Source organism: Nonomuraea sp. bgisy101 (genome assembly GCF_057708945.1).
Map to the genome: position 1 here is coordinate 97,729 of NZ_JBYITD010000012.1, position 25,116 is coordinate 122,844.

At 70.2% G+C, this 25,116-nt stretch carries 18 protein-coding genes; 6 read left to right on the plus strand and 12 right to left on the minus strand.

Features of this window, described 5'->3' with window-relative positions; all coding sequences use genetic code 11:
- Positions 1-15: 15 nt before the first annotated feature.
- The 4 genes from AC3EO4_RS23390 to AC3EO4_RS23405 form a co-directional block, all read right to left on the minus strand.
- Positions 16-1,683: an ABC transporter ATP-binding protein gene (locus AC3EO4_RS23390; RefSeq protein WP_431897751.1), complete on the minus strand. Its 1,668-nt coding sequence runs from the start codon at positions 1,681-1,683 to the stop codon at positions 16-18.
- Positions 1,680-3,374, minus strand: coding sequence for an ABC transporter ATP-binding protein (locus AC3EO4_RS23395; RefSeq protein WP_379572594.1), 1,695 nt, complete (start codon positions 3,372-3,374; stop codon positions 1,680-1,682). The genes AC3EO4_RS23390 and AC3EO4_RS23395 overlap by 4 nt, the downstream gene beginning before the upstream one ends.
- Positions 3,375-3,442: 68 nt before the next feature.
- A complete protein-coding gene (locus AC3EO4_RS23400) occupies positions 3,443-3,925 on the minus strand; it encodes a GNAT family N-acetyltransferase (protein WP_379572593.1) in 483 nt (160 codons plus the stop codon).
- Entirely contained in the window at positions 3,922-5,484 is a 1,563-nt protein-coding gene (locus tag AC3EO4_RS23405; protein WP_379572592.1) for an NsdA family TPR-like regulatory protein, read from the minus strand. The genes AC3EO4_RS23400 and AC3EO4_RS23405 overlap by 4 nt, the downstream gene beginning before the upstream one ends.
- Before the next feature lie 343 nt (positions 5,485-5,827).
- Between AC3EO4_RS23405 and AC3EO4_RS23410 the strand changes: the two genes are divergently transcribed.
- From AC3EO4_RS23410 to AC3EO4_RS23425, 4 genes are all read left to right on the plus strand, one after another.
- Positions 5,828-6,034, plus strand: a complete 207-nt coding sequence (locus tag AC3EO4_RS23410) for a hypothetical protein (RefSeq protein ID WP_431897754.1) — start codon at positions 5,828-5,830, stop codon at positions 6,032-6,034.
- Positions 6,035-6,578: 544 nt separating this feature from the next.
- Positions 6,579-7,499 (plus strand): mechanosensitive ion channel family protein, encoded by a 921-nt coding sequence (locus AC3EO4_RS23415; RefSeq protein WP_431898009.1) that lies wholly within the window; start codon positions 6,579-6,581, stop codon positions 7,497-7,499.
- A 199-nt stretch (positions 7,500-7,698) separates the two neighbouring features.
- A complete protein-coding gene (locus tag AC3EO4_RS23420; RefSeq protein WP_431897756.1) occupies positions 7,699-8,079 on the plus strand; it encodes a globin in 381 nt (126 codons plus the stop codon).
- Positions 8,080-8,096: 17 nt separating this feature from the next.
- The gene (locus tag AC3EO4_RS23425) at positions 8,097-9,602 is read left to right on the plus strand and encodes a glycoside hydrolase family 13 protein (RefSeq protein ID WP_431897757.1); all 1,506 of its coding nucleotides are present in this window, start codon (positions 8,097-8,099) and stop codon (positions 9,600-9,602) included.
- 46 nt (positions 9,603-9,648) lie between these two features.
- On the opposite strand, the gene AC3EO4_RS23430 is transcribed toward AC3EO4_RS23425, so the two are convergent.
- From AC3EO4_RS23430 to AC3EO4_RS23450, 5 genes are all read right to left on the minus strand, one after another.
- Entirely contained in the window at positions 9,649-10,071 is a 423-nt protein-coding gene (locus AC3EO4_RS23430) for an acyl-CoA thioesterase (RefSeq protein ID WP_379572587.1), read from the minus strand.
- Positions 10,072-10,095: 24 nt separating this feature from the next.
- A complete protein-coding gene (locus AC3EO4_RS23435) occupies positions 10,096-10,725 on the minus strand; it encodes a TetR/AcrR family transcriptional regulator (RefSeq protein ID WP_379572586.1) in 630 nt (209 codons plus the stop codon).
- 10 nt (positions 10,726-10,735) lie between these two features.
- Entirely contained in the window at positions 10,736-12,055 is a 1,320-nt protein-coding gene (locus AC3EO4_RS23440) for a bifunctional transcriptional activator/DNA repair enzyme AdaA (protein ID WP_431897759.1), read from the minus strand.
- Positions 12,056-12,302: 247 nt separating this feature from the next.
- Positions 12,303-13,928, minus strand: coding sequence for an amidohydrolase (locus tag AC3EO4_RS23445; protein ID WP_431897761.1), 1,626 nt, complete (start codon positions 13,926-13,928; stop codon positions 12,303-12,305).
- A 399-nt stretch (positions 13,929-14,327) separates the two neighbouring features.
- On the minus strand, positions 14,328-15,707 hold the full coding sequence (locus tag AC3EO4_RS23450; protein ID WP_431897762.1) for an APC family permease: 1,380 nt from the start codon (positions 15,705-15,707) through the stop codon (positions 14,328-14,330).
- A 118-nt stretch (positions 15,708-15,825) separates the two neighbouring features.
- On the opposite strand from AC3EO4_RS23450, the gene AC3EO4_RS23455 reads away from it, so the two are divergent.
- Both AC3EO4_RS23455 and AC3EO4_RS23460 read left to right on the plus strand, forming a co-directional pair.
- Positions 15,826-16,428, plus strand: coding sequence for a TetR/AcrR family transcriptional regulator (locus tag AC3EO4_RS23455; RefSeq protein WP_431897764.1), 603 nt, complete (start codon positions 15,826-15,828; stop codon positions 16,426-16,428).
- Between the two features lie 867 nt (positions 16,429-17,295).
- Positions 17,296-18,570 (plus strand): MFS transporter, encoded by a 1,275-nt coding sequence (locus AC3EO4_RS23460; RefSeq protein ID WP_379572581.1) that lies wholly within the window; start codon positions 17,296-17,298, stop codon positions 18,568-18,570.
- Between the two features lie 188 nt (positions 18,571-18,758).
- On the opposite strand, the gene ettA is transcribed toward AC3EO4_RS23460, so the two are convergent.
- The 3 genes from ettA to AC3EO4_RS23475 form a co-directional block, all read right to left on the minus strand.
- Positions 18,759-20,423, minus strand: coding sequence for an energy-dependent translational throttle protein EttA (gene ettA, locus AC3EO4_RS23465; RefSeq protein ID WP_379572580.1), 1,665 nt, complete (start codon positions 20,421-20,423; stop codon positions 18,759-18,761).
- Between the two features lie 657 nt (positions 20,424-21,080).
- Positions 21,081-22,250, minus strand: a complete 1,170-nt coding sequence (locus AC3EO4_RS23470; protein WP_379572579.1) for a GGDEF domain-containing protein — start codon at positions 22,248-22,250, stop codon at positions 21,081-21,083.
- Positions 22,251-23,614: 1,364 nt separating this feature from the next.
- Positions 23,615-24,793: a single-stranded DNA-binding protein gene (locus AC3EO4_RS23475; RefSeq protein WP_431897767.1), complete on the minus strand. Its 1,179-nt coding sequence runs from the start codon at positions 24,791-24,793 to the stop codon at positions 23,615-23,617.
- Positions 24,794-25,116: the final 323 nt, after the last annotated feature.

A 25,116-nucleotide genomic window follows, 5' to 3' on the forward strand; every position in this document is an offset into this window, starting at 1 on the left:
TCTTTTCGATGGGCGTCAGGTCTCGTCGCGGAGCGTCGCCGGGGGCCGCCGATCGCCCGGCAACGGGCCGCGCGGGCGCTGTTCCACGATCCGTCCCGCCTCCATGACGATGGTCAGGTCGGCATCCCTGATCGTCGAAAGGCGATGCGCGATCACGAAACAGGTACGGCCCCGCCTGAGCTGCCGCATCGCCCGCAGCACCAGCGCCTCCGTCCTGGTGTCCAGCGAGCTGGTCGCCTCGTCGAGCACGAGGATCGCGGGGTCGGCGACGAACGCCCTGGCGATCGCGATGAGCTGCCGCTCCCCCGCGCTGAGCCCTCCGCCCTCCTCGTCGACCACGGTGTCGAGCGACCGCTCCACGCAGGCCAGGCGGGCCGCTCTCTCGACCTGCTCCCTGCTCGCGTGCGGCGCGCCGTAGGCGATGTTCGCCTCGACGGTGCCGCCGAACAGCCAGGTGTCCTGCAGCACCATGCCGATGTTCGCGCGCAGCTCGGCGCGGGGAACCTCGGCGAGGTCGACGCCGTCGACCGTGATCCGGCCCTCGCTCACCTCGTGGAAGCGCATCAGCAGGCTGACCAGCGTGGTCTTGCCCGCGCCCGTCGGTCCGACGATGGCGGCCGTCTGACCGGGAGCGACCTCCAGCGACACGTTCTCCAGCAGCGGAGCGTCGTCGGCGTACCGGAAGCCGACCCGGTGGAAGACGACGTGCCCGCGCGGCGCGTCGCCGGTGCCGCGCGCGGGCTCCGGCGGCTCCTCCTCCGCGGCGAGCAGCTCGCTCACCCGCCCGGCCGAGGCGATGCCCGCCTGCACCAGCGCCGACAGGCCGGCGATGTTGGACAGCGGGCCTGCGAAGGAGCGGGCGTACTGCACGAACGCCTGCACCGCGCCGATCGACAGCGTGCCGGAGGCCACCTGGAGCCCGCCGAACACCGCTACGACGACGTAGCCGAGGTTGGCGACGAACGCGAGCGCGGGCTGGATCAGACCGCTGACGAACTGCGCCCGCGAACCCGCCTCGAACAGGGCCTGGTTGAGCTCGCGGAAGGCCGCCGAGGACTCCGGCCCCCTGCCGAACTGCCGCACGAGGTCGTGGCCCGTGTACGCCTCCTCCACCTGCGCGGTCAGCTCACCCATGGCCTGGCCCTGCCGGTCGAAGAACGGCCGCGCGCGCCTGCCCGCCGCCGTGGTGATCGCCGCCGAGACCGGCACGGTGATCACCGCCACGAGCGCGAGCGGCGGCGAGATCCGCACCATCATCGCCAGCGTCCCGACCACGATGAGGGTGGAGTTGATGACCTGACTGACCGACTGCTGCAGCGCCAGCGTGATCGCCTCGACATCGCCTGTCGCCCTGCTGAGCAGCTCGCCGCGCCCGCGCCCCTCGACGTACGAGAGCGGGAGCCTCGCGAGCTTGGCCTCGATGTCGGCGCGCAGCGTGAACGCCGTCCGCTGCACGAGCCTGGTGGTGAGCCGGCCCTGCGCCGCCCAGCACGTCCCGGACACGACGTAGACGGCCAGCGTCACGCCGAGCGCGGGCGCCAGCTCGTCGAGGTCGCCCGCGACGACCAGGTCGGTGGCCCTGCCGAGCAGCAGCGGTCCCGCGACGACCAGCACGACGCTCACCAGACCGCAGCAGAACGAGCCCGCGAGCAGCGCCCGGTGCCGCAGCACCAGCCGGATCACGCCGGCTCCTGGGAGAGCGCGATCTCCCTGTAGACACCGCTGTCGCGCAGCAGCTCGGCGTGTGTGCCCGCGCCCGCCACCCGGCCCGCGTCCATGACGACGACGTGGTCGGCGGCCATGACCGCGCTGACCCGCTGGGCGACGATCACCACGGTCGCCCCGCGGGTCTCCTCCGCCAGCGCCGCGCGCAGCGCCGCCTCCGTGTCGTGATCGAGCGCGGAGAAGCAGTCGTCGAACAGGTAGATCAGGGGGCGGCGCAGCAACGCCCTGGCGATCGTCAGCCGCTGGCGCTGGCCGCCCGACAGGTTGGCGCCGCCCTGGGTGACCGGGTGGTCGAGGCGTCTGACGAAGTCGCGGGCCTGCGCCACCTCCAGCGCGTGCCACAGCTCGGCGTCCGTCGCCTGCGGCGTGCCGTACCTGAGGGTGGAGGCGACGGTGCCGGAGAAGAGGAAGGGCCGTTGCGGTACGAGCGTAACGGTCGCCGACAGCAGCGCGGGATCGAGCTCGCGCACGTCCACCCCGCCCACCAGCACCTGCCCTCCGGTCGCGTCGAACAGCCGGGGCACCAGGGCGAGCAGCGTCGACTTCCCGCTGCCCGTGGGGCCGATCACGGCTGTGGTCTGCCCGGGGCGGGCCACCAGGTCCACCCCGCGCAGCGCGGGAGTCAGCGAGCCTGGATGGGTGAAGCTCGCCGCGCTGACCTCCACCCGCCCCTTCGCGGGCAGCGCCCGCACCGGTACGGCAGGCGGAGCGAACCCCTCCTCGGCGTCGAGCACCTCCCTGATCCGCGCCGCGCACGCCTCGGCACGCGGCATGGTCATCAGGACGAACATGCCGGAGGTCACGGCCGTGACGATCTGGGTCAGGTAGGCGAGGAAGGCGATCAGCTCGCCCGCGCCGACCCGGCCCGCGCCGAACCAGACGACCGCGACGCTGAAGACGTTGACCAGGGCCGTGGACAGCGGCAGCAGCAGCGTCTGCAGCCTTCCCGCCCTGACCGCGAGGTCCGCCAGACCGCGGTTGGCCGCCTCGAAGCGCAGCCGCTCGTGCTCCTCCCTGACGAAGGCCCTGATGACGCGGACGCCGGTGATCTGCTCGCGCAGGATCCTGTTCGTGGTGTCCACCCCCTGCTGCGTGGCCGACGACAGCGGCCGCAGCCCGCGCACGACCAGCGCCAGCGCGCCGCCCAGCAGCGGGGTCATGACCAGCAGCGTCGCCGACAGCGGCGCGTCGTGGCCGAGGGCCAGCGCCACCGCGCCCACGCACATGATGGGCACAGGGACCAGCACGACGCAGGCGGACAGTGTGAACTGCTGCACCTGCTGGACGTCGTGGACGGTACGGGTCACCAGGGAGGACGTGCCGAACCTGGCCAGCTGCCCGCCGGACAGCTCCTGCACCTTGGCGAAGACCTCGGACCTGACGTCCCTGCCGACGGCCGTGGCCGTACGGGAGGCCAGCCGGATCGCGACCGCCGCGCCCGCCGCCTGGGCGAGCGTGACCGCCAGCATCGCGCCGCCGAGCCTGAAGACGTGTTCGAGGTCGCCCTTGAGCACGCCGTCGTCGATGAGGGCCGCGTTGAGAGCCGGAAGGTAGAGCAGGGCGAGCGTCTGGACGGTCTGAAGGACGGCCAGCACGGCGAGCGTGCGGCGATGCGGGAGCAGGTGCGCCCTCAGCAGTCGGATCAGCACACTCGACGACGCTATAGCCGCCTTCGCGCCTGGCCCATGATGTTATGCGGGGGGCAGAACACCCGGTTTCACGGAGCCATGACGGGCGCGAGGCTCTTCTCGCCGTAGATCACGATGTGGTCGCCCACCTGCTGCCTGGACAGCTCGGTCCAGCCCTGCCGTTCGTAGAGGGCCAGCGCCGCGTCCTGGCCGACGGTCGTGTCGCCTCTCAGCCGGGTGAAGCCGAGCATGATCGCCCGCTCTTCCAGCGCCTCGAGCATCGTCGCCCCGAAGCCGCGCCGCTGGTAGTCGGGATGCACCCGCAGCCTGCACACCTCCACGGCGTCTCCGCCGACCGGGCGCAGCCCGCCCATCGCGACCAGGCGCCCACCGCTCTCACCGACGAGGAACTCCCCGCCGCACCCCAGGTAGACCTGGTGAATGCGGGGGAAGTCGTCGTCGTAGTAGACCCCGTCGCCAGGCACGATGCCCACCTGCGCCAGGCACACCTGGTGCAGGGCGTAGATCGCGTCGAGGTCGGACCAGCGGTATCGCCGGATGACCAGAGTCATGCCTTCTTTCCCCCGATTCCCATGAGCTCATAGAACTCCTGGAGGGCGGGGTAGTCCTTGCCACCGCTCGCCTCCACGGACCTGGCGAACTCGACGGCGGGCCGGAGGATGAAGTCGGTGCGGTACTCGGGCTTGAGCAGGCGTGCCGCGTCGATGGCGACCTCCAGCGCCTCGTCGATGTCGCCTTCGATCAGCCTGCACTGCGCCCTGTCGAGTCTGATGAGCGTCTGGTCGAGGATGTGGTCGGAGTACTTCTCCAGCGCCTGCTCGAGCACCACGTCGGCCTCGATCGTCTGCCCCAGCTTGGTCAGCACGTCTCCCTGGTAGAAGTAGAGCTGCCGTTCGGTGTAGCCGAAGGCGACGTCCTCCTGCTCGTGGGCCTTCATGTGGGAGAAGGCCGAGCGGGCCTTGGCCAGCGCGCGCTTGGCCTGGTCGACCACTTCCTTCTTGCCGTTGTTGCCTGCCAGCAGCGCGAGAGCGCGGGCCTCGACGACCGGGGCCATGGCCTGCGCCGCGCAGGGGGTCGCCCCCGCCAGGTCGCGGCTCTTCTTGGCGAGGTTGAGCGCCTCGCGGGCGTCGCCGTAGTAGAGCGGCACGAGCGATTCGCGGGCGGTGATCCACGCGCGCAGCGCGCGGTCGCCCGTCTCGTCGGCGGCGGTGCGACCGGTACGGAAGAAGGCTCGGGCGAGCCTGTGGTCGCCTATGTTGATCATGATCATGCCGCTCAGCCCTGACAGCTGGGCGGCCATCCTGCACAGCCGTTCGGCCAGATCCGTCGGCTGGCGGCGGGACATCGCGGCGCGTACGGCGCTCAGCTCCAGCAGCACGTCGCACAGCAGCCTCAGCGGCGGCGTGCTGGTGTACTGGCGGCCGAAGCTGAGCGTGGCCTCCTCCCACTGGTCGAGCATCGCCGGCGAGACCGTGGCCATGACGAGCGTCTCGTCCATGCGCCGTCTGATGCCTTCGACGGCGCCCAGGATCTCGGGAGCCAGTTCGCCGATCGGCCCTGCGCTCGCCGTGTCGAGAAGCGTTAACAACGTCCTGCGCAGGACGTTCTCGTCCTCCTCCGCGGCAGTCTCGCGCCCCTGCGGATCGCCGTTGGCGGGGACGAGCCAGAGGTCCCGCGGCCGCGCGGGCAGATCCGCCCTGTCCTCGTCCGCGCTGCCCGTGCGCAGGCCCGGCATGCGGTGCCCGTGCCCGCAGATGCAGGGGCCGTCGTAGCCGAGTGAGATCGGCTCGACGCGGTAGACGGTGCACAGGTAGTGGAGGTACTCGGGCCCCGGGCGTTTCAGACCGCTCTCGTAGGCCGACAGCAGCGTCTCGCCGATCCCGGGGGCCGGCTTCTGGTCGCGCTCGAACAGCGCTCGCACCTGTTCGATGACGTCGGCCAGCGCGATGCCGTGGGCCAGTCGATGCCCCTTGATCTTCGTCGTGCCGAACTGGGGGCTGCATGTCTCGTGGATCTCTTCGGCGATCTGAGCACATGAGCGGCCGCTGGCCAGACCCTTGGCCCGGATCCGCCTGGCGATCTCCGTTTCCCTGTGCTGCCTGCCGGACATCCCGGCCCCTCTCTCTGAGCCGCAAGGCACCTTACTGACGCAGAGTAGCGGGAGGGATGCACTCTGCCTCAAGAAAACTATGAACCATTAGTGACAGGAAGAAAATGGCCCCTTGAAGCTTACGGATAAGGATCGTCCTCCAGAGGACTGTTTCTTACAACCCACGAGGGTCAGGGGCACTCCCGGAGGGGGTCGCGGGTGCGTTGACCCCCGCCATGGTCATGAGTCATCTTTCTCTCACCAGCAAAGATTCGGCTAGAGGGAGGCTGAGAGGGTGGGCGATGACTTCGGGCACCTGGAGCGTTTGGTATCCGAGCTAGACGCTCGCGGAATGCTCGCGAGGGTGGTTCGGACACACTCCGGACGCCTGTTCGTGAGAGTGATCAACCCGAACGCGACCAGCTTGGCCGAGAACGTCACCTGCCGGCCCTCCGACGAGGTCCGCGACTGGGACTACTGCTGGTCGTGGGGCGAACCGATGCACAAGGCCGACGATCCCGCAGGCGCAGCGACCAAGATCGCGCGCGTGCTCGCCGCGGTAGGGGAGTGACCCGTGACGGTGACCCCGGTGGAGCGCAGCCACCGCGGCTCACCGTCCCGACCGCGGCCCCACGGGGCCGGCGGGGTGTCCGGTGCGGAGGGTCTCCCATCCAGGGGGTCCCTGGGCATCCCGTCGGTTCCCGTGCGTCACTCGCTGCGCGCGGGCTCCCGCCTGCTCCACCACAGTCTTGTACGGCACCTCGGCCACTCGGCCGCTCGCCGTACGCGTAGAAGCGTTCTCCGGGCTCGCCCGAAGGACGGTCGGGGGATCCCTCCCGGAAACGGTCGGGACATGCTTCCGGGTGTGTGTCTCGTCCGAGTCGTTCGTCACCGGTTCGTCGGCTCCCGCCCCCCGCGGCCCCGGGAGCCGGCGGACCCGTCTTCCCCGGCGTGATGTGACGGCGGCCGGTTCGGTCGGCAGTATCTTTTGGGACGTAACGATCCACAAGATTTGTCGGCCGAGCCGCTTCCGGAGGGGGATCTACCTCGTGTTCCTGCTTGTCTCGCCATCACCGGCCCCAACGACGACTGGCTCCTTCGACCCAGCCTCGGTGATGAACGACCTCGGCGAGGCTTGCAAGGCAGACACGATCTTCTGCCAGGGCATTCGCGACTTCCTGCCAGGTGGGGCGTGGGCTCCGGTCCTCGCCAGCATCATCACGGTGGTGCTGATCCTCGTGATCGCCGTCGTGGTGAGAAATGTCACCCACCGGCTCATCACCCGCGTCGTCAACAGGGCCGGCAACAGCACCTCCATCTCAGGGCGGCTCCGGAGGGGCGGCCCCTCGACCGACGGCATCGACATCCTGCTCAACGAGCGGCGCAAGCAGCGTGCCGAGACCATGGGGTCGGTCCTGCGCCACGTCGCCTCGATCGTCATCATGGGCACCGCGGTCCTGACCGTCCTCGATCGGCTGACGATCCCCATCGCGCCGCTGCTGACCAGCGTCGGCATCCTGGGCGTCGCGATCGGCTTCGGCGCGCAGGAGCTCGTCAAGGACTTCATCGCCGGCATGTTCATGCTCATGGAGGACCAGTACGGCGTCGGCGACGTCATCGACTCCGGCGCCGCCATCGGCACGGTCGAGGCCGTCACGCTGCGCGTCACCAGGCTCCGCGACGCCGACGGCCGCGTCTGGTACATCCGCAACGGCACCATCACCCGGGTCGGCAACGAGTCGCAGGGCTGGTCGCGCGCCTACATCGACGTGCCCGTCGCCTACGACGCCGACGTCCCCGCCGTCCGTGCCCTGCTGGGGCGGGTGGCCGAGGACCTGTGGAACGACCCCGAGTACCGCGAGAGCGTGATCGTGGAGGAGCCGGCGGTGTTCGGCATCGAACAGATCTCCGACACCTCGGTCATCTTCCGTGTCTCCGCCAAGACGCTGCCGTCCAGGCAGGCGGAGGTGGCGCGGGAGCTCAGGATGCGCGTCAAGGCCGCGCTCGACGGTGCGGGAATCGCGCTGGTCGCGTGAGCGCTTATCGAAGGGAGCGGTCGACGCCCCCGAGGGGAGCGGTCACCGTCCACGACGTGACGGCGGGAGGCGAAGTCCCGCTGGAGCGGCGTGGGAGGACGGGCGACCAGCGGTGAGACCGTGACAGTGCCCGTGACCGTGCTTGCCGTAGGCGCGAGCTGTGGAGCTTGCGACGATGAAGAATGGATAGCCTGAGATCGTGACCGAGGGTTCGTTTTATGAGGCCGTGGGCGGCGAGGAGACCTTCCGCCGGCTCGTCCACCGCTTCTACGAGGGTGTCGCCGAGGACCCGCTGCTGCGGCCGCTCTACCCGGAAGAGGACCTCGCGGGGGCCGAGGACCGGCTGCGCGGCTTCCTCGTCCAGTACTGGGGCGGCCCCAAGACCTACAGCGAGCAGCGCGGCCACCCACGGCTGCGCATGCGGCACGTGCCGTTCGTGATCGGCGAGGCCGAGCGCGACGCGTGGCTCAAGCACATGCACGACGCCGTGCAGGACCTGTCCCTGCCCGAGGAGCTGGAGAACCGGCTCTGGGACTATCTCGTGATGGCCGCCCACAGCCTGGTGAACTCACCCGCATAACGGGCAATACACGCCACATGGATATCCCCTGGTGGCGTGACGCCGTCGTCTATGAGATCTACGTTCGCAGCTTCGCCGACGCTTCGGGAGACGGCGTCGGCGATCTGACCGGGGTCAGGGAGCGCCTGCCGTACCTCTCCGGGCTGGGCGTGGACGCGATCTGGCTGACCCCGTTCTATCGCTCGCCGATGGCCGACGGCGGCTACGACGTGGCGGACCACCGAGGCGTGGACCCGCTGTTCGGCTCGCTGGCCGACTTCGAGGCCCTGGTGGCCGACGCGCACACGCACGGCATCAGGGTCCTGGTCGACATCGTCCCCAACCACAGTTCCTCCCTGCACCCGTGGTTCCAGGCGGCGCTGGGGGGCGAGGGCCGCGACCGCTACGTCTTCCGCGACCGGCCCAACAACTGGCAGTCGACGTTCGGCGGTCCCGCGTGGACGCAGGTGCCCGACGGGCAGTGGTACCTGCACCTGTTCGCGCCCGAGCAGCCCGACTTCAACTGGCGCAACCGCGAGGTGCACGAGGAGTTCCTCGACGTGCTGCGGTTCTGGCTGGAGCGCGGCGTCGACGGGTTCCGCATCGACGTGGCGATGGGCCTGTACAAGGCGGAGGGCCTGCCGGACGTCGACGACCAGTCGTTCACGTCCATCTCGCCGGTCTGGGGCAGACCCGAGGTGCACGACGTCTACCGCGAGTGGCGCAAGCTGCTGGACTCCTTCCCCGGCGAGCGGATGGCGGTCGGCGAGGTGTGGACCGACAGCGCCGCCGACCTCGCCCTCTACGTCCGGCCCGACGAGCTGCACCAGAGCTTCAACTTCGCCTGGCTGCAGGCGCCGTGGTCGGCGACGGCGTTCAGGAAGGTCATCGACGACACGCTGGGGACCGTCCCGTTCGCGACGTGGGTGCTGTCCAACCACGATGTCGTACGGCATCGCACCCGCTACGACACCGCCGATCCCGGAACCGGACTCGCCAGGGCAAAAGCCGCATTGCTCGTCATGCTCGCGCTGCCCGGGTCTGCATATCTCTACCAGGGGGAGGAACTTGGCCTCCCTGAGGTGAAAGATATTCCACCCGAGGCGCGCCAGGATCCGATCTTCTTCCAGTCGGAGGGGAAGCTTCCAGGACGTGACGGATGCCGGGTGCCGATTCCCTGGTCGGGTGACGCGTCGCCGTACGGGTTCTCGGCCGACGGGGTGGCTCCCTGGCTGCCGCAGCCGCCGGCTTTCCAGGAGCTGAGCGTCGCGGCGCAGACCGGAGACGGCGACTCGACGCTGGAGTTCTACCGCAGGGCCCTGGCCGGTCGCCGCGACCTGGTGCGGTCGATCCCCTACGAGCTGGAGTGGCGGGACTCCCCCGACGACGCGCTCTTCTTCGCCCGCGGCCCGCTGACCTGCGTGATCAACTGTGGCACCGAGCCCGTACGGCTGCCGCCGCACGATCACGTGCTGCTGTCCAGCGGCGCGCTCACCGGTGGTCTCCTGCCGCCCGACACCGCCGCCTGGCTGCGCGCCGAGTGAGTGAGGGAGGTTCGGCCGGACCGCACAGCCCGGCCGGACGCCCCCGTCAGGCAAAGCGCTTGAGGTAGGCCATCTCGTCCTGCCGCAGCCTGCGTGGCGCCGCATTCTCCACGTCGTAGGCGACGATCACCGAGCGGGCCCGCACGAACACCTCGTTCTCGTCGCGGATCTCGTAGTCGAGCGTGAACCGCACCGGCCTGATCTCGGTGACCCACGTCTCCACCAGCACCGGATCGGCGCGAAAGGACAGCGGACGCAGATAGTCGATCTCGTGCCTGGCCACCACCAGGCCCTTGAACGTCTCCTCGCCCTCCTTGTGGAGGTCGATGTGCAGCATCCCGAACCTCGCGTCCTCCAGATAGTCGAGGAAGCGGACGTTGTTCACGTGCCCCTGAGAGTCGATGTCCGCGAAACGGACCGTGCGGGGGAAGACGTGCTTACCGGCATGCGCGAGGGATCGTTCAACCACGCCCACACCGTATCCGCCCGCCGCTCATGACCCGACATCGGGCGGCTCCACCCTGGCGACCGGATCGAGCCGCCTGAGCAGCACCACCGCCGCCTCGATCACCTGCCGCGCCTCCTCCTCGGTGTCACAGGTGGCCACCTCCCTGGCCGCCTCCCCGATGACCGAGGTCAGCACCGCGACCGTCAACCGGTCGATCGGCTCGGAGCCCGCGCCGAGCAGCACCGCGTTCTGCCGCAGCCACTGCCGTCCCCTGGTACGGCGCAGCAGCTCGAACCCCGGGGGCCCGTCACCGTCCATGAACAACCTGACCAGGTCCCGCCGGTCCCACGCGCCCTCCAGATAGGCGCGCGAACCGGTGATGAGCAGCTCGACGGGGTCGTCGACGCCGTCCTGCTTCGCCTTGGCGACGCTGGAGGCCGACGCCTGCTCCTGGGCGACCTGGTGGTCCTCCCACAGCGCCATGAACAGCTCCGCCTTGCCGCCGAAGTGGTGGTAGAGGCTGCCCACGCTCGAGCCGGCCCTGGCGACCACGTCGGCCACGTTCGCCTCGGCGAAGCCGTGCTCGCCGAACACCTCTCTGGCCGCCCGCAGCATGACCTTGCGTGTCTGCGCGGTGCGGCTCCATTCCCACGCGCTGGAGGACTTGCGTGCCATGACCACCATGCTAAGGAGAATCGGCCCACAGGTGCTGTGTGGCGTAGGAACGCCAGGGGCGCCAGGTTTCGCGCACGCGGCCCGCGAGGTGCGGCAGCAGGACGTCGGGGTCGCGCAGCGCCCGCATCATGAGGCAGGCGACCGCTTCCTCACTGAGGCCGGGAAGGTCGAGAAGCCCTTTGCGGACGTGCAGGGGATCGGCGCCCACGTCCATGGTGACCGTCCCGTCCGCGAGCGCCCGCACCGTCTCGCCGTGAACGCCCTGCTCGGCGAGAGTCGCCAGGTCGGGGAACGTGTGCGTGACCGCCCCCTGCGTCGTCGTCAGCGGCCTGCCGTACCGGTGGACGAGCCGTGCGGCCTCCTGGCCGCCCACGAGCGCGCGCACCGCCAGCTCACCGGGGTCCGCGCACCCCGGCACCCGCAGCCCAGGGTGGGCCGCGACCAGCGGCCCCAACTCGGGGTCGGCGCCGAGGAAGGCGTCGATCGTCTGCTGGTCGGCGTCGAGGTCCAGCAATCTCCTGCACCGCTGGACGGCCGCCGTGAGGTCCCGGAGGTCGTCCAGCCTGAGCTCGCACAGCACGTGGTCGGCGCGGGGAACGTGCCGCACCGTCACCACCGCCGCGCCCCGCGGCAGCGCCAGCGACCTGCTGTAGACACCGTCCCTGTACTCCTCGATCCCCCGCACGGCGCGCTCCCCCAGGAAACGCAGCATCGCGGGAACGTCCATGGGCGGGCGGAAGGCGAGGCGCAACACCGTCCCGCCCGGCGTCGGCCCCGCACCGTCCCGCAACCTGCTCGGGGTGGTGGCGTACGCCTGCCTGAAGCTGTCGTTGAACTGTCTGATGCTGGCGAATCCCGCCGCGAACGCCACGTCGCTGATGGGCAGGCTGCTCGACTCCAACAGCATCCTGGCCGTCTGCGCCCGCTGCGCCCTCGCGAGCGCCTGCGGCCCCGCGCCCACCTCGGCCACCAGCTGGCGGTGCACCTGCCGCTCGCTGTACCCCAGCCGGGCCGCCAGCCCCGCCACCCCTTCACGATCGACGACGCCGTCGGCGATCAACCGCATGGCTCGGGCGGCCAGATCGGTGCGGACGTTCCACTCGGGCGAGCCCGGGGCGGCGTCCGGACGGCACCTCCTGCAGGCCCGGAAGCCGTTCACCTGGGCGGCCGCGGCCGAGGGGAACAGGCGGACGTTCTCGGGCTTCGGCATGACAGCGGGGCAGCTCGGCCTGCAGTAGACGCCGGTGGTGGTGACGGCGACGAAGAACCAGCCGTCGAACCTCGGGTCCCGGCTCTCCATGGCCGCGAAGGCGACCTCCTCGCTGATCACCCCTCCGAGCCTGCCACACTCCCCCTTCACGCACCGGCGCCCATCGGACGCCGACCTCGCACACAGGACAGCGCCCAGGGCAGGACCCGCCGTGCCGACTTCCCGCACCGGCGTCCCACCGGACGGCTTCCTCGCGCACTGGGACGCCGCCAGGAACCGGACTCCCTCAGCCGCTTTCCCGCACGTCGGACGGCTTCCTCGCGCACGGGACACCGCCCGGAGCCGTCGCCGGGCCGTTCGTGGGCGGTCAGGCCGTCTGGTGGACGATGCGCCCGCCGACGGCGACGACGTCGGCGCGGACGTGAGGAATGGCCTCCACCGGAATGGCGAACAGGTCGTCCGAGAGGATCGTGAAGTCGGCCAGCTTGCCGGGGGTGAGCGAGCCGCGGTCGTGGTCGCGGAAATTGGCATACGCCGACCCCAACGTGTAGGCGCGGATCGCGGCCGCCAGGCTCAGCCGCTCCTCCGGCATCCACGCGGGACCGCCGGCCAGCCCCCGCCGGGTGACGGCCGTGTAGATGCCGACCATGGGATCCATCTCGGCCACGTTCCAGTCGCTGGAGAAGGCCAGGACGGCGCCCGCCTCGTGCAGCGAACGCATCGGCCAGGCCTTGGGCCACCTGGCCCGCCCCACCGCCTCCGCCCAGTCGCGTCCTGGACCTGCGATGTCGGGCGAGCAGTGCCGCGGCTGCATGCAGGCGACGACGCCCAGCTGAGCGAAGCGCGGCACGTCGGCAGGGTCGAGGCACTCCACGTGCACCACCTGATGGCGGGCGTCCCGCGGGCCGTTGACCCGCCGGGCGTGCTCGACGGCGTCCAGGACCGTGCGGATGCCCCGGTCCCCGGTGGCGTGGACGAACGCCTGGAAGCCCGCCGCGTCCAGCGAGGCCAGCAACTCGGCGAACTCCTCGGGAGCGTAGAAGGTGTCGCCCCTGTGCTCGCCGTGCCCGCAGTACGGCTCCAGCAGCGCGGCGGTGCGCGGCTCCACCACGTCGTCGATGTACAGCTTGAGCGGGCCCGCGCTCAACCACTCGTCGTCGTACCGCGAGGCGGCCCGCGCGAACGCCGCCAGATCGGCGGCGCCCGTCCCCTTCGGGTGGAACAGCGCCGCGATCAGCCGCGAACGCAGCCGGCCCTCGGCACGGGCACGCTCGAACAGCTCCAGATCGTCCAGCGAGTTCTGCGGCTCGACGATCGTCGTGATGCCGTACCCGGTGGCCATGTCCAGGCTGCCGAGCAGCCGGGCGTACCGCCGGTCGGGGCCCGCCCACGGCACCCCGAGCGCGGCCAGCGCGCGGTTGCCGTCGCGGGACAGACCACGCACGGCGAACTCGGTGACGAAGCCCGTGGGCGTCCCCGACCCGTCCACCTGAGCAACGCCGAACGGCAGCTCGGTGTGGTCGCGGTCGATGCCGAGCCGGCGCAGGCCCGCGGTGTTGGCCCACAGCGTGTGCACGTCGTAGCCGAAGACGATCGCGGGAAGGTCGCCGACGAGCGTGTCCAGGTCCGCGGCCGTGGGCAGGCCGGGAAGCGCGGAGTAGTCGAAGCCCTCGCACTCGACCCAGGCCGCCCCTGGGTGCGCGGCGCGCCAGGCGTCGATCCTGCGGCCGATCTCGGCCAGGTCGGCGGCGCCCGCGAGCTGCACGCACGCGTCGTCAGAACCGAGCCGGACGTGGTTGTGCGCGTCCACGAAGCCGGGCAGCACGAGACGGCCTCCGGCGTCGATCGTCTCCGCCGCCGCGGGCGCGTCGGCGTCGGCGCCGAGCCACACGATCCTGCCCTCCCGTACGGCCAGCGCCTCCGCTTCGGGACAGGCGTCGTCGACGGTGTGGATCCGGGCGTTCCGCACGATCAGGTCGGCGGTCATCGTCATCCGTCCTCCTTGACGGGGTTCTTCATGATCGGTCAGTTTTCGGGGGGCGGGTGTCGACGGGCCGTCATGACCCGCCGATCCTCCGGGGGGCGCCGGTCGCCACGCCGCGTCCCTCCTCAGGAACAGCGGCCCTTCACAAGTCGCCACGACCCTGAGGAGCAGCGGGCCCCACGAGTCGCCATGCCCCCAGCTCTCAGGGACAGCGGTCTTTCGCAGGGCGCCACAACCCCCAACCCTCAGGAGCAGCGGACCCCCACGAGTCGCCATGCCCCCAGCTCTCAGGGACAGCGGTCTTTCACAGGTCACAACCCGCCAACCCTTGAAGACAGCGGGTCCCTCACGGGTCACAACTCGCCAACCCCCAGAGACAGCGGTCCTTCATCGGTTGTCATTGGCCGGTCAGTCCTCAGGGACGGTGACGAGCCAGTGGGTCGCGCGCCGTGGCCGCAGGTACAGGACGTAGTAGGCCGCGAACAGCACGACGATGCCGGCCGCGATGAGCAGATCCCCGAGGTCCTGCTCGAACAGCGCGTAGCCCAGGGCCCCGATCACGACCAGCGGCGGGACCGGCCACAACGGCATCCGCCACGCCCGCTCCCGCCGGTGCTCCGCCGTACGGGATCGCAGTGCGGCCGCGGCGAGCAGCAGAGAGACGACCGTCACGATCACCGACGTGAGGCCCAGCAGCTGCTCGATGTCGAGCAGCGCGGCCATCACGACTCCAGGCAGGGCGATGACGAGCGTCGCCACGTAGGGCGAGCCCCAGCGCGGGTGGATCCGGGTGAGCAGCCCGCTGACCGGCGCGGGCCACGCGCGGTCGCGCGCCGAGGCGAACACGACCCGGCCGTTCTGGAGCACCATCACCAGGACGGCATTGAAGATCGCGATGGCGATGCCGAGGTCCACGGCGGTGGCGACACCGTCGCCGCCCCAGGCCCGGACATAGTCGGAGAAGGAGCCGTTGACCAGGTCGTCGAGGGAGCCGACACCCAGCACCGTCGCTGTCACCGGCACGATGATGACGACGGCCGCCAGACCGAGGGACCAGAACACCGTGCGGGCGATGTTGCGTCGCGGCTCCTTGATCTCCTCAGCGAGGTAGGTGGCCGTGCCGAAGCCGTTCACGACGAACATGGCCACGGTCAGGCCCGCCATCAGGGCGGCCACCCCGAAGGGCGAGGTGCCGCCGTGCCCGTCCGGCAGGACCGGCGAGACCAGGACGTCGACGCCGCGCCTGGTGTTCGCGAGGCCGAGCACGGCGACCACTCCGGCGGCGACCACCTCGATGGCCAGGAAGATGCCGGTGATCAGGGCGTTCGACCTGATGTCGAGCACCGCGAACGCGGCGGCGGCCAGCATCACGACGGCGCCGGCGACGGCCCGGTCCACCGAGAACAGGTCGCTCAGGTAGTCCGCCGTGCCCAGCGCGATGATCGGCGGGATCACGATCAGCAGGGAGATGGACAGGCCGAAGGTCAGCCAGCCACTCAACCGGCCGAGCATCGCCGTCACCATGGCGTACTCGCCGCCGGAGCTCGGCTTGAGCGTGCCCAGTTCGGCGTAGCAGCAGCCGACGGCGGCCGAGACGACCACCCCCGCGAGCAGCGTGAGCACCGCGCCGCTGCCCTGCCCTGCGAGCACCTCGGGAACGATGATGAACAGCGAGGACGCGGGCGTGATGCATGACAGGGTGAGCAGGACGGCGCCGAACAGGCCGAGCATCCGGGCCAGGGAGGGCGAGGCTGGAGCGGCCGTGGGGGCCACATGCGGCTGGATCATGGAGGCTCCTCGAGCCAGTCTTTGAATGGCGTTCAAAGCGATTGAATGGCATTCAAAATGCACTGCCGTACAGTGGTCCGTCAAGGATTCGTCAACGACCGTTATCGCAAGGTGAGCAATGGCGCGGGAGCATCGCCGGCTGGATCGCCCACGAGAGCAGGTACTGGAGGCCGCGATGGCCGCCATCGCCGAGCACGGGCTCGCCGACCTCACGATGGCGGGACTGGCCAGGCGGCTCGGGACCAGCGGCGGCCACATCCTGTACTACTTCGGCAGCAAGGACCAGGTACTCCTGGAAACGCTGCGCTGGAGCGAGGAACGCCTCGCGCCCAGGCGAGCCGAGCTCATGGGGCGGAGCACACCCGCGGGCGACCGGATCGCCGAGTACATCGACCTCTACCTGCCCACCGGCACCGCCGACCCGCGCTGGTTGCTGTGGGTCGACGTGTGGAGCCGCACCCTCGCCGTGCCCGAACTACGGAACACACAGGCCGAGCTGGACCGGCGCTGGCACGAAGACCTGATCCGGTTGCTCGACGACGGCATGCGGTCCGGCGAGTTCGCCCCGATCGACGCGGAGGCCTTCTCGGTACGGCTACGCGCGATGCTCGACGGGTTCAGCACCCAGATCGTCATCGGAGTACCGGGCGCGTCCCGCGCGGCCTTCGCGACGCACGCCCTTGACTACACCCGCCACACCCTCTCCACCACCCACCCCTGACATCCCAACACCCCACCACTGAGACCCCACCAACCACCCCTGACTCCCGACGCCGCACCCCCACCAGCCACCGCTAACATCTCGGCGCCCCACCGCTGAGACCCCGACGCCGCACCGCTGAGACCCCACCAGCCACCGCAGACGTCCCTCCACACTGTCGGCGAGATCCCCCGGCGGTCTCGCCCGCGCCGCCAAGGGAGCCGTCATCTCCACCTCCGGCTCCTCGACCGCCGCACCGTCATGATCCCGCCCGCCCCGGCAAGCTTCTCCACACCTCCGCCACCCCACTGCTTCACGCCCCACCTCCTCCACCGCAGCCGGTCTCCACGCAGATCCACAACCTCGCCCTGTCCCAGCAAGCGCCCGCGCCGAACTCTCACAACCTCGCCCCCCACACACCCCGGCCCACCACTCGCTCAGCCCATCCCCGGCAGGCCCCCAGGACCCTCTCACCACCTCGCCCCCCCACCGGCCCACACACCCTCGCCCCATCCCCAGCAAACCCCCACGCCCCCTCACCACCTCGTCCCCGCACCCTCGCCCCATCCCCAGCAAACGCCCCTCCGACCTCTCATCACCTCGCCCCCACACCGACCCACACCCCTCGCCCCATCCCCAGCAAACGCCCCTCCGACCTCTCATCACCTCGCCCCCCACGGAACCCTCACCCCGCTCAGGCGGCCCTGCTCCTGGTCGACAGCGCCAGGTGTTGCCGCTTCGCCGGGCCGGCGTTCATGAACCTCGCGATGCCGATCAGTCCCGCTCACGTTGAATCCGTCCACGTGAAGCCCCGAGCAGATCTCCCGCTGAAGACGGCGACCGATGGCCGCCAGCGTTCGAGAACCTCGTCAGGCCACGCTGGTCCGCATGCCTGCCAACCACTCCGTCCAGAGCCGGCTGGGCGCCTACCGCCGCGCCCTGTCCGGCCGCGACTTCCGCCTCCTGTGGCTGGGCTCGTCGCTCTCCCTGGTCGGCGACGGGATGACCTTCGTCGCCCTCACCTGGCTGGTGCTCTCCCAGCCAGGCGGCACCGGGCGGCTCGGCCTGCTGACCGTCTGCTACACGCTGCCCGTCTTCGTCGGCGGCCTGATCGCCGGCCCTGTCCTCGACAGGTTCGACAAGCGACATGTCCTCGCGGTCGACAGCGTGGTGCGCGGCGCCGCCATGGCGTCCATCCCGATCGCTGCGGCTGTCGGAGAGGTTCCCGCCGTGCTGCCCTTCGTCGTGGCGGGCGTCTACGGGTTGTTCAAGATGGTCCCGCTTGCCGGCTTCCCCTCCGCGATTCCCGACCTCGTCGAGCCCGAGGACCTGGACGCCGCCAACGCCCTGGAGTCGCTGGCGTTCAGCCTGGCCGGAATGGTCGGGCCCGCACTGGGCGGCCTGCTGATCGCAGGCCTGGGCAGCGAGGCGGTGCTCGCCTTCGACGCGCTGTCCTATGCGGTGTTCGCCCTTACGGCCCTGGCGGTCCGCCGCCCCCTCGCCCCCGACTCCCCCTCCGTGCCGGCGAATACGGCAGGCCCGCCTCCCGCTGACGAACGCCGAACCGGAGGTGACGCGCACGGCCCCGGCGTGCGGCTCCGGATCGGGACGTTGCTGCGAGATCGGGTGCTGGTCGGGACCACGCTGGCGTTCATGGCCTTCAACGTCGCCGCCGGGATGCTGCTCGTCGTCGGCCCCTGGCTGGCCAAGACCCAGCTCGCCGGCGGCGCGCAGACCCTGGGCGTCCTGCTGGCCGCCCTGTCGGCGGGTGAGCTGGCAGGCGCCGCTGCCGCGGGAGCGTGGACGCCGAGATCCCGCCCGGTCAGGACCATCGCCCTGGTCCAGCTCGTCGCCGCCACGGGGTTCCTCTTGGTGTTCACCTCGCCGCACACGATCGGCGTGGCCGCGGGATTCCTGGTGATCGGCCTGTTCAGCGCACCCATGACCGTCTGGGCGCAGTCCCTGCGGATGGCGCGGATCCCCGCCCCACTCCGTGGCAGAGGGTTCTCCATCCTGCGAACGCTCATGCAGGCCACCCCACCCATCGGTGCCGCGTTGGTGACGCCGCTCCTGGGTTCGGGGCGGCTCGGCACGGCGGCGATCGCGATGGCGCTCATCGCCGCGCTTCCCGCCGTGCTGCTCCTGGCCGACCGGCGGTCGTAGGGGCCCGCTGGCGTCGCCTGCCGCGTAACGGCGGGCCGGCCGCGCGCTCGATGAACGTCTCCCTGGACAGACGCCGGCCGGCGGCGGCGGGTGGGCTTGGGGCGGCTCGCCGTACAGAAGGTGGGCAGAACTAAGCCCCCTCCGGGACGAAGAAGTGTCCGGGAGGGGGCGGAGGTCTTGCTGCGGGGTTAGTCGCGGCGGAGCTGGCGGTAGGTGACGCGGTGCGGGCGGGCCGCGTCGGCGCCCAGGCGCTCCACCTTGTTCTTCTCGTAGTCGGCGAAGTTGCCCTCGAACCAGAACCAGCTCGAGCCCTCTTCCCACGCCAGGATGTGCGTGGCGATGCGGTCGAGGAACCACCGGTCGTGCGAGGTGATCACCGCGCAGCCCGGGAAGTCGAGCAGCGCGTTCTCCAGGCTGGACAGGGTCTCGGTGTCGAGGTCGTTGGTGGGCTCGTCGAGCAGGAGGACGTTGCCGCCCTGCTTGAGGGTGAGCGCGAGGTTGAGCCTGTTGCGCTCGCCGCCCGACAGGACACCGGCCTTCTTCTGCTGGTCGGGGCCCTTGAAGCCGAACGCCGCGATGTAGGCGCGCGACGGCATCTCGACGTTGCCGACCTTGATGTGGTCGAGCCCGTCGGAGACCACTTCCCAGACGTTCTTGTTCGGGTCGATGCCGCCACGGCTCTGGTCCGCATAGGAGATCTTGACCGTGTCGCCGATGACGATCGCGCCGGTGTCGGGCGTCTCGCTGCTGGTGATCATGCGGAACAGCGTGGTCTTGCCGACGCCGTTGGGGCCGATGACGCCGACGATGCCGTTACGCGGCAGGTCGAAGGTCAGGTCCTCCATCAGCAGACGGTCGCCGAAGCCCTTCGTGAGGTCGTCCGCCTTGATCACCGTGGTGCCCAGGCGCGGGCCCGGCGGGATCTGGATCTCCTCGAAGTCGAGCTTGCGGTACTTGTCCGCCTCGGCGGCCATCTCCTCGTAGCGCTGGAGACGGGCCTTGCTCTTGGTCTGGCGGGCCTTGGGGTTGGACCTGACCCACTCCAGTTCGTCCTCCAGGCGCTTCTTGCGCTTGGCGTCCTTCTGACCTTCGACCTTCAACCGCTGGGCCTTGGCCTCGAGGTAGGTCGAGTAGTTGCCCTCGTAGGGGTAGGTGCGGCCGCGGTCGAGCTCGAGGATCCAGGTGGCGACGTTGTCGAGGAAGTAGCGGTCGTGGGTGACGGCGAGCACGGTGCCCGCGTACTTCTCCAGGTGCTGCTCCAGCCACTGCACGCTCTCGGCGTCGAGGTGGTTGGTGGGCTCGTCGAGCAGCAGCAGGTCGGGGGCTTCGAGCAGCAGCTTGCACAGCGCGACGCGGCGACGCTCACCACCGGACAGCTTGGTCACGTCGGCGTCGGGCGGCGGGCAGCGCAGGGCGTCCATGGCCTGCTCGAGCTGGGAGTCGAGGTCCCACGCGTTGCGGTGCTCGAGCTGGTCCTGGAGCTTGCCCATCTCCTCCAGCAGCTCGTCGCTGTAGTCGGTGGCCATCTGCTCGGCGATCTCGTTGTAGCGGTGGAGCATCGCCATCGTCTCGGCGACGCCCTCCTGCACGTTGCCGAGGACGGTCTTGGACTCGTTGAGCGGCGGCTCCTGCTGAAGCATGCCGACGGTGAACCCCGGCATGAGCTTGGCGTCGCCGTTGGAAGGCTGCTCCAGGCCGGCCATCATCCGGAGCAGCGTCGACTTACCGGTGCCGTTCGGGCCCAGCACGCCGATCTTGACTCCGGGCAGGAACGACAGGGTGACGTCGTCGAGGACAACCTTGTCGCCGTGCGCCTTGCGCACGCGCTGCATCGTGTAGATGTACTCCGGCATGCCCTCTAGCTTAGGGCGTGCGCGAACCGGCTTCCGCCGTACCGGATGGGGTGATCTTCCCTTTCACCTCCGCACCCCGCCCCTTTCCGCGTACGGCGGGCAGACGTCGGCCAAGAGGGTGCCGCGGTACGGCACGCGGTAACCCCTTCGACGGCGGCGATGGGGCACATCCGCCGGACGACACCTGGCGGTTGACGGTCCGGGGCCGGACCGCAGGGACGGATCCGCTCGATGCCACGACCAGGCAATGGCTTCAGGCCGCGTGGGGTCCGCGCGGACGGCGGCCCCGGCACCGCAGCGGCACACGACGACAGGACGGCCCCGAGCACCCGCGACGACGGAAGCCGAGCGCATATACGAGCGCAACAGCGCCGAGACATGCGTGACAGCCGCCCCTCGAGGAGGAGCGGGCTCGGACATGTGCGATGGGCCACACCCCGCGGCGCCCTGGCGAGGGTCAAGCCCGCGGCACCCAGATGAGGGTCAGGCCACGGCACCCTGGTGGAGGGGTCGGGCCACGCGCCCAGGTGGCGTCAGACCGTGGAGCCCAGGTGGGGTCAAGCCGCGGCACGCTGGTGGGGGTCAAGCCGCGGCACCCTGATGGAGGGGTCGGGCCGCGAGCCCAGGTGGGGTCAAGCCGCGGCGCGCTGGTGGGGGTCAGGCCGCGGGTGGCGGGTCCATCGGCGCCGGAGGGGGCGCGGGCTGCACGGCGGGGATGCAGATGCGGTCGCGTCCCAGCTCCTTCGCCCGGTAGAGCGCCAGGTCAGCCGCGGCGAGCAGTTCTATCAGGTCGTCGCCGTGGATGCTCATGATGGCCACACCAGCCGAGATCGTCACCGTGATCAAGGCGTCGTCGGCGGGAACGGCCATGCGGCCGATCCTGTTGCGCAGACGTTCGGCCACCCTGCGGGCCTCGGTGATGTCGGCGCGCGGCAGCAGGACCACGAACTCCTCGCCGCCGAACCTGCCCACCACGTCGTAATCACGCAACTGGCTGCGGAGCGTCGCCGCCACCCCGACCAGAACCTGGTCGCCGACCAGGTGGCCGTGCTTGTCGTTGACGCGTTTGAAGTGATCGATGTCGATGATGAGAAGGGCCAGAGTCTCTCCCGTACGGCGGGCCCTGACGATCTCGGTGTCGGCCTCGCGCTGCCATGCGGCGGCGTTGAGCAGGCCCGTTTTGGCGTCGGTGCGCGCCGCGGCCTGGAGCTGGGCGTGGAGGAGGCTGCGTTGCAGCAGCACCACCGGCGGGAGCGCGAGCGCCAGCAGCGCCAGGTTGAGACCGCACGCGATCGCCACGATCACGCCGAGGCACAGCTCGACGACGTCGAGGATCGCGCTCTCCCTGTCCCACAGCACGTCGCGCCAGCGGGTGTCGGGGTCGGCGGTGTGTGCGGCGATCACGATCAGTGCGGTGTTGAGCAGGGCGAACAGCGCCGCGCACCCCACCGCCAGCATGATCGGGACTCCCGCCCCCTTGGACAGCGCCGAAATGTCCGGCACGACGGCATGGAACACCACCGAAGCCACACAACCGGCGAGACCGATGGCCGCGGAGCTGAACACGCGCCGGTAGAGCACCGTCGCCCTGACCCGTACCTGCATCAGCATCTGCAGCAGGATCGGCGCGAGCAGCGCGTAGATCGGGGGAAGCAGCAGCGCGACGGGCAGCCACCACGCTGACAGCAGGTCGCGGGAGACGCCCGCGGGCATGCCGAGGCGACGCGTCGCCTCGATGCACACCGCGCCGCAACCCATAAGCGCGGCGAACATCAGGACGTCCGGCCATCGATAGGGGCCGGATGCCGCGAAGAACGCGATCGCCACGAGATCCAGCGTTACGATCCCGCAGAGGTAGGCAACGAGCGGCCCACGTTGCGCCAGCAACGGCCACCGGCCCGCGAGTGTGGACACACTGTTACGAGGCTTGATCGAGGTATGACTGGTCGCTGCCATCTCGCCTCCTCCCTGACTAACGATGTGTAACACAATAGTTGCGGAGTGTGCGTCGCGCGACGGGAACCGCTACCTTGGGCACCGTGGCCATCTGCGCTTGATGGTCCGAGAATGGAACCGCTCACTCCGCGAGCGGGCCGTGCTGGAAAGGAGCAGCCATGGTGCGGGGCGTCACCTGGACCTGACAGATGCTCTAGCCATCTGACACGGAACGCCATCGGCCGACCCCTCCCGGCAAGCTCGAGCGAAGACTCGTGACGCCAACTACGCGGCCGGTGCCCCCTCCGCCTCCCCATTTCCTCCCTGCGCACAGCATCGTCATCCGGTCATCCTCGTTTTGAATCGAACAATCCAGAACGCCCTGATACGCCCGACCAACGAGAACCGCCGGGGGCCTTGACCTTCCGTGGTGACCGGCATCACGCGGCACGGCACCGGCCCGACGCAGAGTCGTCAGCCACCGCACGCATCGCTGACCTGCAGGTCGTCAGCCGCCGCACGCACGAACTGACCCGGTAGGCCGCCAACAACCGCACGTGGGCAGCACAGCTGACATGCAGGCCCCGGCCACGCGGGTGTCAGCACAAGTCGCGCCACCGAGAGCACACCGGGATGACCCGCCCCCTACGTGCCAGGAGGTCAGCCACCAAAGCTGGGCCACACGGTCCACACGTGGCCGGTAGCCATCCCGCCGGAATACACAGTCCAGACGTGGTGGTCGGCCCTCACGGAGGACTCACGTGGCGGTCGCCCTTAGATGGTGATCGGCCCCCAGGTGGTGGTCGGCTCCCACGTGGCGGACTCACGAGGTGGTCGACCCTCAGATCGTGGTCCGCCCTTAGATGGTGATCGGCCCCCAGGTGGTGGTCGGCTCCCACGTGGCGGACTCACGTGGCGGCCGACCCCCAGATGGTGGTCCGCCCTTAGATGGTGGTCGGCCCCCAGACGGAGGTCGACGACCGCGCCTGGGTGGCGCGGTCTCGACGAACGGGCGGTCGGCGCCATGACCATGTGACATGTGGCATGCTCCTGCACGAATGCGGTCAGTCACCACGCTGGTTTACACAGTGCTGACCCTCGCGCAGCGGCCACTCCGCACGCAGGGTAACCAGAGGCCCCTCGTGAGAAGGTCAGCGACCGCGCCTGGAAAGCGCGGTCTGACGTTTGGTGCCGCGTCTGGAAGCCCGCATCAGCCCACGCCTGGAGGGCGCGAGGGTGATGCGGGAGGGTGCCGGTTAGGCGGCCTTGGCGCGCCGGGAGCGGGGTGTGGTGACGCGGGCCGCGTCTTCGGTGTTCAGGATGCGGACCTTTCCTGCGCCACCGCCCGGATGTCCTGCGCCGCGGTCCTCGTCCCGGCCTCTGAAGGCTCCACCAGCATCCGCGTCCCCTCCCTCGGAGGGTGTGCCGGAGCCCGCGTCCTCTCCCTCGGAGGGTGTGCCGGAGCCCGCGTCCTCTCCCTCGGAGGGTGTGCCGGAGCCCGTGTCCCCTCCCCCGGAAGGTGCCCCGGAGCCCGCGTCCCCACCTTCGGCAGGTGCGTCGGGGCCCGCGTCCCTGCCTTCGGAAGGTACGTCCTGGTCTGTGTTCTTTCCCTTGGAAGGTGCGCTGCGGTCCGCTTCCCGCCCTTGCTTCTCAGACAGTTCTTGTGGGAGTTCCTCGGAGCGGGTGCGGTATTCGTCCTCCGAGGAGCCGGGCGGCACGAGGATGATCGTGTCTCCGCTGTTCGAGGTCGTCGCAGAAGCAGCCGGGACCGCGGACACGGATGCGGCCTCTCTTCCTGCCTCCGATGCGGGTACGGCTGGGAGGTCGGCAGAGGAGACGGGGAAGGGCCAGCCGGTCGTCTCCTGTGCCGCCTCCTCCGCTGACAAGGCCGACGAAGCCGACGAGGCCGTCGAGGCCGAGAACGGCGAAGACAGCGAGGACGCCGAGGGGGGCGAGGCGGGTGAAGGGCGTCCGTGGAGAGGGTGGACGTTCGCCGAGCCCGACATGGCCCAGTCCTGCGTGGACTCGTCGAGGCTCTCCCTGGTCTCCCTGCTCAGCGTGCCGATGCCGCCCGAGCGTTCGGGCTTGGAGAAGGCGCCGACCCCCCAGCGTAGGTCGTGGCCGATCGAGCTGGCCTCGATCTCGGGCATGAACCGGCGGTCGCCGTCGGGCCCGAACTCCCTGATCCGCAGCTTGCCGCACACGACCACCGGGTGCCCGACCTGGAAGGACTGGGCCACATTGTCGCCGAGGGTGCGCCAGCAGCGGACCGCGAAGAACACGGTGTCGCCGTCGGACCACTCCTGGGTCTTCCTGTCGAAGAAGCGGTGCCTGGTCGCCACCCTGAGCGAGGTCACCCGTGACCCGTCGGCGAAGGCGTGCTGGCGGGGTGGGGCTGCGACGTTGCCGGTGAGCGTGATGTAGATGTCGTTCATCGTGCCTCCCATGTGGCGGGCCGGGTGCCCGCTGCATGAGGAAACGGTGTCGTGTGGGGGTGGGTGGGGGACGGACCGAGCGTGGTTCTGTGGATGAGGGCTCGGCGTGGCTCGGTGCTGTGGACAGGGTGACGAGGTGGACGCCCCCAGACCGAGGGGTACACGCGCCGTCCTCAAGACCGAGGCCGGCGAACGCCTGCTCAAGACCTAGGCCGGCGAACGCCGTACTCAAGACCTAGGCCAGCGGAGGCCGTGCCCAAGGACGACACGCTTGCTCAAGGGACGACACGCTTGCCCAAGGACAAGGCGGCGCCGCTGTACAC

Coding starts and splice junctions, on each gene's coding strand:
- AC3EO4_RS23455 (WP_431897764.1), top strand. CDS start 15,826: ATGGCGCGGGAGCATCGCCGGCTGGATCGCCCACGAGAGCAGGTACTG.
- AC3EO4_RS23475 (WP_431897767.1), bottom strand. CDS start 24,793: ATGAACGACATCTACATCACGCTCACCGGCAACGTCGCAGCCCCACCC.
- AC3EO4_RS23460 (WP_379572581.1), top strand. CDS start 17,296: ATGCCTGCCAACCACTCCGTCCAGAGCCGGCTGGGCGCCTACCGCCGC.
- AC3EO4_RS23400 (WP_379572593.1), bottom strand. CDS start 3,925: ATGACTCTGGTCATCCGGCGATACCGCTGGTCCGACCTCGACGCGATC.
- AC3EO4_RS23435 (WP_379572586.1), bottom strand. CDS start 10,725: ATGGCACGCAAGTCCTCCAGCGCGTGGGAATGGAGCCGCACCGCGCAG.
- AC3EO4_RS23415 (WP_431898009.1), top strand. CDS start 6,579: ATGAACGACCTCGGCGAGGCTTGCAAGGCAGACACGATCTTCTGCCAG.
- AC3EO4_RS23450 (WP_431897762.1), bottom strand. CDS start 15,707: ATGATCCAGCCGCATGTGGCCCCCACGGCCGCTCCAGCCTCGCCCTCC.
- AC3EO4_RS23445 (WP_431897761.1), bottom strand. CDS start 13,928: ATGACGATGACCGCCGACCTGATCGTGCGGAACGCCCGGATCCACACC.
- AC3EO4_RS23405 (WP_379572592.1), bottom strand. CDS start 5,484: ATGTCCGGCAGGCAGCACAGGGAAACGGAGATCGCCAGGCGGATCCGG.
- AC3EO4_RS23425 (WP_431897757.1), top strand. CDS start 8,097: ATGGATATCCCCTGGTGGCGTGACGCCGTCGTCTATGAGATCTACGTT.
- ettA (WP_379572580.1), bottom strand. CDS start 20,423: ATGCCGGAGTACATCTACACGATGCAGCGCGTGCGCAAGGCGCACGGC.